Source organism: Paenibacillus sp. 1SOY10 (genome assembly GCF_056836745.1).
The window spans coordinates 611,406-624,771 of the sequence record NZ_JBXENK010000002.1 but is presented as its reverse complement, the minus strand read 5'-3'; the positions used below and the strand labels follow the sequence as shown (position 1 = coordinate 624,771).

Annotated in this window: 10 protein-coding genes; 1 reads left to right on the top strand and 9 read right to left on the bottom strand. The window is 51.6% G+C overall.

From position 1 onward, the window contains the following. Positions 1-5: 5 nt before the first annotated feature. Positions 6-2,804: a calcium-translocating P-type ATPase, SERCA-type gene (locus tag AC1VOR_RS08695; RefSeq protein WP_482617252.1), complete on the bottom strand. Its 2,799-nt coding sequence runs from the start codon at positions 2,802-2,804 to the stop codon at positions 6-8. A gap of 243 nt (positions 2,805-3,047) precedes the next feature. Here AC1VOR_RS08695 and AC1VOR_RS08690 point away from each other — a divergent pair, with 243 nt between their 5' ends. Then, on the top strand, positions 3,048-4,811 hold the full coding sequence (locus tag AC1VOR_RS08690) for an Rqc2 family fibronectin-binding protein (protein ID WP_482617251.1): 1,764 nt from the start codon (positions 3,048-3,050) through the stop codon (positions 4,809-4,811). A 99-nt stretch (positions 4,812-4,910) separates the two neighbouring features. Here the strand turns inward: AC1VOR_RS08690 and AC1VOR_RS08685 are convergent, their stop codons facing one another. From AC1VOR_RS08685 to AC1VOR_RS08650, 8 genes are all read right to left on the bottom strand, one after another. Beyond that, positions 4,911-5,786 carry a PHP domain-containing protein gene (locus AC1VOR_RS08685; RefSeq protein WP_482617250.1) on the bottom strand — a complete coding sequence of 292 codons (876 nt, stop codon included), beginning with the start codon at positions 5,784-5,786 and terminating at the stop codon, positions 4,911-4,913. Further along, positions 5,783-6,697, bottom strand: coding sequence for a selenium metabolism-associated LysR family transcriptional regulator (locus AC1VOR_RS08680; protein WP_482617249.1), 915 nt, complete (start codon positions 6,695-6,697; stop codon positions 5,783-5,785). The genes AC1VOR_RS08685 and AC1VOR_RS08680 overlap by 4 nt, the downstream gene beginning before the upstream one ends. Positions 6,698-6,822: 125 nt before the next feature. Continuing rightward, a complete protein-coding gene (locus tag AC1VOR_RS08675; protein ID WP_482617248.1) occupies positions 6,823-7,260 on the bottom strand; it encodes a hypothetical protein in 438 nt (145 codons plus the stop codon). Positions 7,261-7,489: 229 nt separating this feature from the next. Next, positions 7,490-7,753, bottom strand: coding sequence for a YlbG family protein (locus AC1VOR_RS08670; protein WP_018751591.1), 264 nt, complete (start codon positions 7,751-7,753; stop codon positions 7,490-7,492). Between the two features lie 43 nt (positions 7,754-7,796). After that, positions 7,797-8,234, bottom strand: a complete 438-nt coding sequence (locus AC1VOR_RS08665; RefSeq protein WP_482617247.1) for a YlbF/YmcA family competence regulator — start codon at positions 8,232-8,234, stop codon at positions 7,797-7,799. 93 nt (positions 8,235-8,327) lie between these two features. Beyond that, a complete protein-coding gene (locus tag AC1VOR_RS08660; protein WP_482617246.1) occupies positions 8,328-10,289 on the bottom strand; it encodes a helicase-associated domain-containing protein in 1,962 nt (653 codons plus the stop codon). Next, positions 10,286-11,980: a DNA repair helicase XPB gene (locus AC1VOR_RS08655; RefSeq protein ID WP_482617245.1), complete on the bottom strand. Its 1,695-nt coding sequence runs from the start codon at positions 11,978-11,980 to the stop codon at positions 10,286-10,288. Before AC1VOR_RS08655 ends, AC1VOR_RS08660 begins: the two co-directional genes overlap by 4 nt. Before the next feature lie 73 nt (positions 11,981-12,053). Then, entirely contained in the window at positions 12,054-13,220 is a 1,167-nt protein-coding gene (locus tag AC1VOR_RS08650) for an amidohydrolase (protein WP_482617244.1), read from the bottom strand. Between the last annotated feature and the right edge of the window lie 146 nt (positions 13,221-13,366).

The following is a 13,366-nucleotide window of genomic DNA, read 5'->3' as shown; positions in this document are numbered from 1 at the left end:
TGATTTTATGCACGAATATTTGTACTTTTCGCGGTGATCAACGGACGCGAGCCCTTGGAACGACGCCGTTTACCGGACCACACGCTGCCTGCCCCCATCAAGAAGGTTGGGATGCCTGCGGCTACCAGCGTCAGAGCCCATTCCCGCGTACCGAGGGGCACCGTTTTGAAGATCGGCTGGAGCGGCTCCACATAAATGACCGCTAGCAGCAGGGCAACCGACGATAGAACAGCCCCCACCAAATATTTATTTTGCAAAATATTGCGGTGAAAGATGGACCTAGAGCTACGGCAGTCAAATACATGGATAAGCTGAGCCATGACCAAAGTTGCAAAGGCTACGGACTGCGCTTTGATCAACTGATTCGCATCATCTGGAGCCACTTGCAGCGTAAACCAGAAGGCGCCCAGCGTACATAGACCAATCAAAACGCCGCGGCTGATAATCTTCCAACCCAAGCGGCGGGCGAATATATTCTCTCTGGCTCCCCGCGGCTTATGCTCCATCAGGTCTTTCTCCGGTTGATCAACGCCAAGCGCCATGGCAGGCAGACCATCGGTTACCAGGTTAACCCAAAGAATTTGAATCGGTAGCAAGGGCAAGGGCAAACCGGCTAACATGGCGAAGAACATCGTCAGGATCTCCCCTACATTGGAGGCCAGCAAATAACGGATAAACTTGCGAATATTCTCGTAAATGTTGCGACCTTCTTCTATGGCCGCCACGATAGATGTAAAGTTATCATCGCTCAAAATTAAGGAGGAAGCCTCCTTGGAGACATCTGTCCCCGTCATGCCCATGGCGATGCCAATATCGGCGGCTTTGATGGCCGGAGCGTCGTTCACGCCATCCCCGGTCATAGCGACGACATGGCCGTTCCGCTGTAGTGCCTTGACAATCCGCAATTTATGCTCGGGTGAGACCCGCGAATAGACGTAAATATTCTCCACTTGCTTCTCTAATTCCTCATCATCCAGGACCTCCAATTGTTGTCCCGACATGGAGGTCCCGCCCCGTGGCAAAATACCAAGATCGGCAGCAATCGCCTCTGCGGTCAGCCCGTGGTCCCCGGTAATCATCACCGTCCGAATACCTGCACGGCGACAGACAGCAATGGCTTCACGAGCTTCACGCCGGGGAGGATCAATCATCCCCGCTAATCCAATGAATATGAGCTGCGATTCCACTGCGTTCTCATGAACTCCTTCTTCATGTGGCTTCAAATCACGGTAAGCCATCCCCAGTACGCGCAGCGCACCCCGAGCCATCTTCTCGTTAGCGGCCTGCACTTTCTGTCTTAACGTACCCGTAAGGGGAACAATCTTACCTTCCCATGAAATGTAGGAGCAACGCTCCAGCAACATATCAGGTGCTCCCTTAACGAGTGCCATTCTTCCCCCTTGATGAGAAACGATGACAGACATCCGTTTGCGCCGCGAATCGAACGGGAACTCCTGCTCGCGCACATAGATGCCGTTCAAGGAGGAGGGGGATAGTCCCATCTTGGAGGCCAATGTCACTAGCGCTCCTTCTGTTGGATCTCCCTTAAGCTTCCAAGAGGGGGAGATGAGCGGCTCTTCCTTCACCTTACGCCGTCCCCGCATGTCGGAATCATCTTCATAAATCGTTGCGTTCCCGCAAAGAGCACTTACCTGCAACAAACGGCGTAGTCCCTGCTCCTTGCGTAAGTCCACAGGAGCTTTCTGATGCAGAATATTGCCGACTGGCTCATATCCTTCACCTGTTACCTCCAGCATCCGACCTTCCAGCCAAAGCTTCGTCACCGTCATTTTGTTTTGCGTTAAGGTGCCGGTCTTATCCGAGCAAATAATTGAAGCACAACCTAGCGTTTCCACCGACGGCAGCTTGCGGACGATCGCCTTGCGCTTAATCATGCGCTGTACGCCAAGGGCTAATGCAATTGTGACGATAGCAGGCAGGCCTTCTGGAATCGCAGCAACCGCCAGACTTACACCAGCGAAGAACATCGCGCTGGCCGGCTGCCCTTGGATGATCCCCAAGACGACTACGATGACCGTAAGCGCAAGTGCCGTGTAGATCAGAATTTTGCCCAGTTGTTCCAGCCGCCGTTGTAATGGAGTCTCTTGAACCTCAGTATTCTGAATAAGATCGGCAATTTTGCCCATCTCGGTATCCATTCCCGTGCGTATGACCAATCCCCGGCCCGTGCCTCGCGTAATCATTGTCCCCATGAAGCCGAGATTCTTCTGGTCCCCCAGTGGGACGTCGCTAGCCATAAGTACCCCGGCATGCTTGCCCACCGGATGGGATTCACCGGTTAATGCGGACTCCTCTACATCCAGGCTATTAGTGGATAGCCAGCGGATGTCCGCCGGAATTCGGTCTCCACTCTCCAGAAGAACAATATCTCCGGGAACCAACTCTTTAGCCAAAATATTTTTGGAGACACCTTGACGTAATACGTTGGCATGTGGTGCGGAAAGTTCCTTAAGTGCACGCAAAGATCGCTCTGCGCGAAATTCCTGAATAAATCCAAGCACCCCGTTCAGAAGAATGATTGCAATGATCGTGATGGCATCTAGATATTCGCCCAGAATGCCGGAAATGAGCGTAGCACCCATTAAGACCAGCATCATAAAATCCTTAAACTGATTCAGGAACAACAGGATCGGGGAGATACGTTCCCCTTCCTGCAATTCGTTCCAGCCGGATTCCTCGCGTCTTCGCCCCGCTTCTTCATCGGTCAGGCCCTGTCCAAGGGCAACGCCGAAGTGCTCCATAAGCGCGTCGCTGCTCCACTGGTGCCAGTTTTTTTGTTCCATCCTCCCTCTTCCCCTTCCGTTTTTGTAGATACGACAAGTATGCTGATCCACGCGTCGCCATCGTGAAGGCTTTTCCACCTAGGGTAAATGTATTCTGGCCAGTCCCAAATTATCACAGCGCTCCTCTTAAGTTTTTGCCGTAAGTATGGCATCATGGAAGGAGCGTATATTTTGACGCGAGCGGCTTCATTCGTTATGATTAGCCTCACATCCCTATATTTAGAAGGAACAGGAGATTACACAATGGCACTTGACGGTATCGTGACAAGAGCGATCGTCCATGAACTGCAACTTTGCATTGGCGGCCGCATTCATAAAATACACCAGCCCGCAAGCAGCGATCTTATCTTCCATCTGCGTACCCAGGCTGGAACCAAGAAGCTGCTACTATCGGCTAATCCGACCTATCCACGTATTCATCTGACTGAAGCTTCATTTCCCAATCCGATGGAAGCTCCGATGTTCTGCATGCTCATGCGCAAGCACTGTGAAAATGGAACGATCGAGTCCATCACTCAAGTAGGCATGGAGCGGATAATTCATATCGACATTCGCACACGTGACGAACTTGGCGATTTGTCGACCCGAAGAATCATCGTGGAGTTGATGGGACGCCACAGCAACATTATCCTCATCGACCCGGCAACCGAAACACAGCTTGACGGCATCCATCATGTAACCCCGGCCATATCCAGCTTCCGTGTCGTTATGCCTGGCTTTGCTTATAGCAAACCGCCGGAGCAGCACAAGCTAGACCCTTTAACAGCAGATTTGGCATCCTTTACATCAGCTTTGCGCAAGGCGGAGAAAGCAGACAAGGGGAGCGGCTGGCTGGTCGAAGCTTATGAAGGCCTCAGCCCGTTGATTGCAGGGGAGATCTATGCACGAGCCGAGCTAGGAAATAACGTCATACATCTTGGTCTGGGTGAGATAGAAACGAAGCGGCTCTGGGAAGCCTTCTCTGGACTGATGGACAGTATTCGTCAGCATCAGTACCAGCCCATGAGTGGAGAGAATGCCAAGGGCAAGAGTATATTTTCTGCCATCGAGCTGACCTCAATTCATGGTGAAGTTCAGACCTATCCTTCCATTAGCACTTGCATGGAGGACTACTACGGGGATAAGGCGCTCCGAGATACGGTTAAGCAGAAGACCGGCGACCTGCTCCGGTTCTTGCAAAATGAGAAGAGCAAAAATATCAAAAAGCTAGCCAATCTGGAGCAAGACTTGAATGAGGCCGAGGATGCTGAACGCTATCGAATTTGGGGAGAATTGCTGTTATCCTCTCTCCATACCATGCACAAAGGTGACGCTTCCGTGGAACTGGTCAATTATTATGATGAAGAGCAGCGCACGGAGACCATCCCGCTTGACCCGTTGCTAACCCCTTCGGAGAACGCCCAACGCTACTTCAAGAGATACAATAAATTCAAGAACAGTCTGGCTGTGATCGATGAGCAGAAGAGGCTGGCCCACGCCGAGGTCACCTATTTGGAAGGACTATTACAGCAATTGCACGATGCCAGCTTAAGCGATATTGATGAAATTCGCGAGGAACTGACCCAGCAAGGATATTTACGGGATCGGAGCAAGAAAGGCAAGAAGAAGAAAAAAAACGATAAGCCCACCCTGCATCTCTACACCTCTTCGGAAGGCATCGAGATTTACGTAGGCAAGAACAATCTGCAAAATGAGTATGTCACCAATCGGCTTGGCAAACCAAACGATACCTGGCTGCATACCAAGGACATTCCCGGATCGCATGTCGTAATTCGCAGCGACTCCTTCGGCGACGCGACCTTGAATGAAGCCGCTCAGCTAGCCGCCTACTTCAGCCAAGCCAAGCAATCCAGCAGTGTGCCTGTCGATTGCACCTTGATCCGGCATGTCCGCAAGCCGAGCGGAGCCAAGCCCGGCTTTGTCATCTACGATCATCAGCGCACCTTGTTCGTAACCCCGGATGAGCAGTTGATTAAGGGACTGCCTAATATGGTCAAGAATGGCTGAATTCCCCGTTCTTAAAACACCAAGAACCGGAGCATACCCGACTGAGTTCAGGTCACTGCTCCGGTTCTTTCTGTTGCCCGTGCTTGATTGTTGTTGCTCTTATTCCTCCTGGCTCCGTGCTTTTGCGGCTACTTGCCGAAGCTGATCTACCGCGGCGGATGGTGCAACATGGCTGCCCAGATCTCCGTGGAACACAACGCCTTGACGCACACCATGGTAATCAGAGCCACCTGTTACGATTAACTCATATTGGGCTGCCAGGTCCAGATAACGCCGTTCTTCCTCCGGGCCATGATCGGAATGGTACACCTCGATGCCCGAAGGTCGTCCTTGCTCCAAGATATCCTTCACTAATTCGTCATCACCATATAAGCCAGGATGAGCAATGACCGCGGCTCCTCCAGCTTCACGAATCCAGTGGATAGCTTCCTCGGGAGAAATTCGCGGTAGGGAGGCATATCCGGGCTTACCCTCGGCTAAATACTGATTAAAAGCATCGCGCAGGTCAGTTGCATGGCCCTTGCGAACCAGACAATCGGCAATATGTGGTCGGCCAAGACTTTCATCCGGGCGTAACGTCCTGCCGAGCCCCTCCCTGACCTCCTGAAGCGTAATTGCTATCCCTAATTGCTGTAATTTTCCAATCACAAGCTCATTCCGTTCATCGCGCACCGACCGCAGCCGATGTAGCCTGTCACTTAATTGCTTATCCTCCGTATCGATAAAATAACCCAGGATATGAATATCCTTGTCTTTGGCACGGGTGCTAATCTCAATACCCGGAACAACGTCTATCCCCAGTTTCTGCCCGGCCAATCTGGCCTCAGCCACACCTGCCACCGTATCGTGATCCGTAATCGCCAGACCCGTTAGCCCCTTACCCTTAGCTAATTCCACGTTGGCACTCGGACTGTTCATTCCGTCCGAGGCTTGCGTATGTGTGTGCAAATCATAGCGCTCTACTTTATGGGTCATGATTGATTCCCTCGCTTGGAGTATTCCCGTAAGAAAGTCAGAAACGTGACCGCCGTTACGGGTAGTAGCGTTGACTTGAGATGAATGGAATAAAACATGCGTTTGAAAGCTACACCTTGGATATCCAACGTCTTGATCAAGCCCAGCGCCTCTTCATGCTTGACGGATGAGGGCGAAATAATGGTAATACCGATCCCCGCCTCCACCGCTGACTTCACGGCTCCCGTGCTTCCAAGCTCCATCACCGTTTGAATCTGTTCCATGTGAAAGCCCTGCCGTCTTAATTCGTCTTCCATCACCTGACGGGTGCCTGACCCCTTCTCTCGCAACACAAAAGGATAGGCCACGACCTCTTCAAGCGTAACGGAAGATTTGTCAGCCAGTGGATGTGCGGACGGCACAATGAGCTTCAGTTCATCCTCCATCACGGGCTCTGATACCATATCCGGATGCTGCACCGGGGCTTCAACCAGTCCAAAGCTAAGCTGATGGTTAACGATCTCTTCAATAATTTGCGTCGTATTGGTTACTTTCATCATAATTGAAATATGTGGATATTGTTGACCGAATGGAGCTAGCATGCGAGGCAGTACATATTCGCCAATCGTCAGACTGGAGCCCAGTTGCAATCTCCCTTGAAGCATGGAAGTATACCTGGACATCGCCTGCTCTGTCTCCCGGATAAGCTCTACGCTTTGTTCAGCAAACGGGAGCAAAGCCCGTCCCGCTTCAGTCAGGTCAATCTTCTTGGTTGACCGCACCAGCAGCTTGACGCCGAAATAATCCTCCAATGACTGGATTTGCATCGTTACCGCAGGCTGGGTCATATGAAGTGCTTGAGCTGCCGCTGAGAAGCTCCCCCGCTGGGCTACGTTATAAAAAATATGAAGCTGATGGTAGTTTAGCGCCATCCCATGACCCCCTCTCTTCTCTAACCATAGCACGCCGGGCGCAACAAAAAAAGCATGCCTTGTATGCATGCCCTGAGTAAATCCACCTAACCGTTCGTTCTTCTAACCTACTATACTTAATCATCTTATCTGCGTTTACGACTGTTCTTCATCAAGGTCATACGACGGGAATGCCGCAGCCAGGAATAATAGGATTTCAAATCCCGCAGTTCTATAGTCTCTGACATCCGCCCGAGAAAGGTCACAATGATCATGCGGTGCAACGGACTTCCAGTAAGATCAACTTCACCGGGAATTTCCGCAAACTCCGCGACCATTACCAAATCATCATCGATTAGATAAACATCTTCCTCTTTTCGATAATACGGGGTTATCCGTCCTTGCTTCAAGCAATCCCAAGCCCAGTTGGCAATTTGCTCAAATCCCATTTGCTCCCGGTCAATTCTGTCATGATATCTGAGCTTGGCATGGTTGGTCACTACGATGTCGGCAACTCTCTTGTCTCCCAGCACAATATGAAAAGCTTCGTAGGTCCCCCAACGTTCTGTCGCCCGATCTCTCATGCCACACCTCACATTAATAGGTCTTTTTAACTAAGCACTTTTACCTATCATATTACAACATTCTCCAACTATCTACAAGATAAGCGCTACCATTTTTCAGACAGAAGAGCCTAAAGATCCAAAAAAAGTCACAAATGCATGTCCCTGGTCCTACCAAAATAAGATAAAAGAACGCCCCGGCAACTTATTATAGTTGCCGGGGCGTTCTTTTGCTCCTTCACTTCCCTACCTATATACCATAGTATTGTGTCTTGTCAGGAACATTCTTACTATACTCCGTCTTGATCTCCCCTCGATAAGAGCGCTCGATCTTGCGAACATAGGATAGCTTCCGAACATTACGCATGATATCCTCCGCCCGTTCGGCGTTTACATACATCACCACGTAATGCATGCGGCGGGATAAATAATGCACGCTTCCGTATTTATCCAGATTTCTTGCCGCCTTCAAGTCACTTACCCATATAATAAAGCCTGTACGCTCCGGAAACATGAATTTCCCCCTTCCCTGTTACGCATTCCTCTGCGTCTTCTTCTTAACCACAACTGCACTTTCCGCCGCTTCCGCAACCACCTTGAGGATGGGGGTCGTTGCTAGGTACCTTGATGGAATCCGAGACGGCAAAGGCAATCATTTCGGACATCTGATGCAGAATATCGTCCAGTTCACTCTCAGCAGCCTTAAAATAACGGACCGCCTCGATCTGCTCCAGTTCACGCTCCACTTCAGCGACCCGATCCTTCGCTTCATGGTAGTTTGGATGGAAATGTCCGAAACGTTCCGTCTCACGGAACAGCTCCTTCTGCGCCTCCAGCTTCTTGACTAAAGCCTGGACATCCGCACTTTCATCTACGCGCTGCTTCCAATACAAATATTCGGAAACGGCTGTAGATTGATTTATCATATCGCCTAATTCATAGGCGTATGTCAGCACTTCGGCCATATCGACCGTGTTCCTTGCAATTACGCTCATGAATTTCAACTCGCTTCTATGCAGGTATTCTACCCAAAGTAGACGTCATTATCATAACACAATCCTTTAGCGAGCAGAAGAGTTTCATTCTTCCTAATGGAAGGCCTGCCAGATTCCTTCGGGTAAGACAAGCTGAATTGCCCGCCATTCCCCGGGAGCAAGGAGCCGCTCTGTCTCTCTGTTCCACGCTTCCAGAGAAGACGACAAGCAGCGTACCTTAAGTTGCCACACTTCTTCCCCCTCCACAGAGAGCGGCAGGCACAGGAGTTCTTCGTCGCCAATTTTCACTCTCAATTTGGTTTGCCATTCCAAGGCCAGTTCCACTAGCTTTCTCGCCGTAGACAAATGGTACGGTCTGAGCTCCTTCCACCAAATGGAGGGTAGAGAAGTGAGGCCAGGGAATAGCTCTTCAGGTTCAGGTACCCCATGCTCCGATTCATAGAAATGCAAGTCAGCGCCCTTGTAAATCCACCCCTGAGCCTCAAATGCTTCCGAAGACTTATGGTTATGCTGGTCCTCATCCTTGGCAAATTCATCGTGAGTAACTATCAGCTTTGGATAATTAATCCCTTCGCTACTGTTGACCTGGCTGGAAGACACTGGCGCCAGGCGCTCAGTCTCAAGTCGCTTAATGATTTCAGCGCTTTGCTGGCCAATGACTATGAAGTGCTGCGGCCCAATCCGCTCAAGCTTTCCGCCAAGATCAGACATGGAGGCAATTCGCTCAGCCGCCTCCAGATCGGCGCAACACAGCAATTGCGCCTCCATAAGCTCCGTCCGTCCAATCTCCTTGCCCCACTGCACAAGCGCAACACGAATGGACTCCGGTAAGGTGAGCGCATACCTAGAGAGGAAATCCATAATATCTTGTACCGAGCGTCCCAACCGCGCTGCCTGCTCCACTGCACCCCGACTAATCCGGTAGACACTCATGACATCCGTAGTAACATGCTCCGCACACGCTTCCAGTTCGAAGCGTACCGTAAGTGGAAGTTCAGGCGGCACAAGAATCTCAAAATCCGGCTGCACAATGAGTCCCACTGGAAGGCCACTACTTCTCTCCCCGCTTGGTTCGTCCGCGTGATCGTCGATCTGAGCCATCTTGGACGCGATCACACTTTCCCGGCCAAGCCTTGCCAAACCCTTCCTGTCCAGTAACCAGCGAAACGCCGTACCCTCGGTCATCATTTCCCCGAGTTCTAGAAAGCCAAAGCCGCATAAGGCTTCCAGCCAGCGGCCTATCCAGTTCCGCTGCTCTACGGTCAATTCTCCCTCCACCAAGCCTCGCTCTTGAAGCGAGCCAAGCAATTCATGGAGAGAATACCACTGTCCGGATTGAAGGTCAGACGCGACTAGCCTAAGAGCTATGTGTTGAAGCCGAGTATCCGCAGGCACGTAACGCTGAAGCACTTCCAGCAGTAATTGCTCATTCATCTCCCGGATATCCTGGGATAACCAGGACGAGAGCAGGGCTGAATGAAGGCTCCACTTGGAACGATCTTTGACAATTAGCCCTTTAGCCAACAGCATGTCCAGAACAATGGCAAGCGCAGGCGAATAGACATCGGTATGAGGATAACTAAGTCCCAGGCCCACTGCATCTTGATCAGATAACCTGATTAACGCTTCCAGTCTGCTTCGTTCCTTCTGGTGAATTGTTCCTTTGGCTGTAATGCGCAAGCTGTGCTTGGCAATCCAGGCCAGACTGTGGAACAAATCCATCGCAAGTCCGCTTCCCGCCTCTCGGCGCAACGTAATTAACCCCGAGTCCTGTTCCCGGAGTAGAGGATATGCCTTTATGTATGGAACACCCAGCAGATTGGGAAGAGATAGATAGTACAATTTTTCTCCCCAGGCTTTGCGTACGGCTGACACTATACCCGAACTGAGCAGGGTAGGCATTGCTGCAAGGATATCTGCTCCGCTTATTCCTCCCATTGCTGCCTGGCGGGCCTGCTCCAATTTGAAGGGTTGTCCCGCAAACCGGGAAAATAAACAGCCTAAGGCAGAGGTCGTTATTGTATCTCCTAACTTCTTACTCGTTCCCGCATTCATGCGTTAAGTACCTCCCGCTCTTGCTGCACGGCATATTCATAACCTTGCTCCAGCAAGAAGAGCTGCCTGCGCTGGGCAAAATCCTGCTCTCTGGTGTTCTCTGATACCAGCGTATAGAAGAAGGCACGACTCCCATCCGTCTTCGGCCGCAATATACGTCCCAGACGCTGAGCCTCCTCCTGACGTGAGCCAAAACTACCCGAAATTTGAATAGCTACTGAGGCATCCGGCAGATCCACCGCAAAGTTAGCAACCTTAGATACGACCAGGACTGGCAACTTGCCTTCACGGAAAGCTTGGTAGAGTCGGCCCCTCTCACTTTGGGGCGTACTCCCCGTAATGAGGGGAACCCCCACCTCCTTGGCAACACTTTGCAACTGATCCAGATATTTTCCAATGATCAGCACTTGGCGGTCCCGGTGTCGATTCAGCAATTGCTCAATGACCGGCTGCTTGCCCGGATTCTCGGCAGCAACCCGGAATTTCTCACGGCCCTCGGCCCGCACATATCGTTCTTGCTGGTCTTGTGGCATCGACACCCGGATCTCCCGGCAATCGACCTCGGCAATATGCCCGCTCTCTTCAAGTCTTCGCCATGGTGCTTCATACCGTTTCGGTCCAATCAGTGTGAAAACATCCCGTTCACAGCCATCCTCACGCACCAGTGTGGCTGTCAGCCCTAGCCGCCGGGTCGCCTGGATATCCGCGGTCGCCCGGAAGATCGGCGCAGGGAGAAGGTGCACCTCATCATAGATAATCAATCCCCAGTCCCGTTCATTGAACAGGGACATATGACGAAATTCCTCATCTTTGCGCGAGCGATGGGTCAAGATTTGATAAGTCGAGACGGTAACCGGCTTAACCTGCTTCTTTTCCCCTGTATACTCCCCGATTTCTTCGGCTGGCAACGTCGTCTTGGAGCTCAACTCGGCTACCCACTGACGGACTGAGGTCACGTTAGAGGTTAGTATTAGCGTCTCGCACTGAAAGCGTTCCATGACCGCCAGACCAATCACGGTTTTCCCCGCTCCGCAAGGAAGAACGACAACTCCGCTTCCGCCTTCTCCTCGCTCACCAGCAAATGCCGCCTCTGCCTCCGTCTGATATGACCTTAGTTGGAATGGGTGACCGGAATCCGGCAACACAGCACGAAGCTTGAAGCTCAGAGGACGGCCCTGATGGTAACCTGCTTCATCTAACACAGGGTAACCAAGCTGGCCCAGTTCCCGCTTGAGCCTTCCTCGAAGCGCAGCACTTAGACGGCAATGCCGCTCCCCTTGGAGAGTAATGCATCCGTCGGCCCAGTTCAGTTGTGTCAGCAATTGCTGCAGGAGCTCCCTATCCGGGCCACAATTCTCCAGTTCAAGCAAATCAGCTTCGTCAGGCACGGGATACAGCTTCAGTTGACCGTATCTTTCCATCCATTTACGGATATCCTGAGCTACCCCACCAGGGAGGGGATAACGGGCAAGTTCAGCCAAATCCTTAACAATGGCTTCTGCATCAATGCCCCCGGCTGCGGCATTCCATAAGGTTAGCGGGGTCATACGGTAGGTGTGGTAGAAGGCCGGAGTTTTTACCAATTCAGCAAATGAGGATAACCGCTCCCGCGCCTCTTCAAAACCGGGATGATCCTTCTCCAGCAGCACCGACAAATCGCGCTGAACGATACAAGCTCCGAGATTATTCATCGGCTTCACCTCACCCTGATATATTTAACCTTGAGTTATTCTTAAGTTCATAGTTTGCTATATCTGGAAATATTTATGCGTGCTCTGTAAAGTAGGACTCTGCCATCGCTATCAGAAGTCCTGCTGCGTGCAGCATCGCTTGCTCATCAATGTCAAATTTCGGATGGTGGTGTGGATACACGGCATTTTGGCCGTTACCTGCTCCCACAAGCATGAAACAGCCTGGCACCTTCTGCACATAGTAGGCGAAATCTTCAGCGGGCATAATTGGAGTCGACAATTCGGCATGCAAGCCAAATACATCCGAAGCCGCCTCCATAAAGCGTTCATATTCCCGTTCATGATTAATTAGACTTGGGTAACCAGGCATATAATTAATAATTGCATCGGCCCCATAGGCTTGAGCCGTCCCATCGGTCAAGGCGTGAATTCGCTGACGAATCAATGCACGCGTCCCTTCCTCGAAGCAGCGCACCGTGCCGGACAACTTACACCGGTCGGCAATAATATTTTGTGCTGTGCCTCCCTGAATCGCCCCAATCGTAACCACCGCGGGGTCCAGCGGGTCTACCGAGCGGCTGACCACGCTTTGCAATTGCAAAACCAGCGCCGAAGCGGCAACGACACTATCTACCGTTTTATGAGGCATGCCTCCATGCCCGCCTTGTCCCTGCATTTCAATGAAGAATTCATCGGTGGAAGCCATCAAGGCTCCCGGCCTGCTAGCTACAGTCCCGACTGGCAAGGGGGTCCAAAGATGAACGCCGTAAATGACATCTACGTCATCCAGTGCACCCGCTGCAATCATCGAGGTTGCCCCGCCAGGGCAGACTTCTTCTGCTGGCTGGAAGAGCAAGCGAATCTCTCCACGCAGTTGCTCCCTCGTCTTGGCGAAATATTCGCCAACCGCCAGCAGAGTTGCGGTATGGCCATCATGCCCGCAAGCATGCATGACCCCTGGTTGCTCTGAGGCATAATCGCAAGTTTTCTCGTCCTGAATGGGCAAAGCATCCATGTCCGCTCTGAGTGCTACAGTCTTCCCCGGGAGCGCTCCGTATATCTTGCCCACTACGCCAAAGCCGCCAACGTTAACAGAAACCTCAATCCCCAGTTCCCGCAACCTCTCAGCAATATAGGCCGATGTCTTCTCTTCCCTAAAGGAAAGCTCCGGATGGCGATGAAGGTGTCGCCGCAGCTCCACCATTGCCGGAAATAACTCATGTAACAAACCTACTTCCATGGTCTCCCCCTCTTCCTTCTCCCCGGAACCTTCTGTTACTTCCAATCCATGCCGTCCGTCCGGTTGCCTTATTTAGCTCTATTGTAGCAGAAAAAAGCCAGGCAAATCATGTTGAACGGAAAGGGCAAGCGGACAAGGCTTTCCCG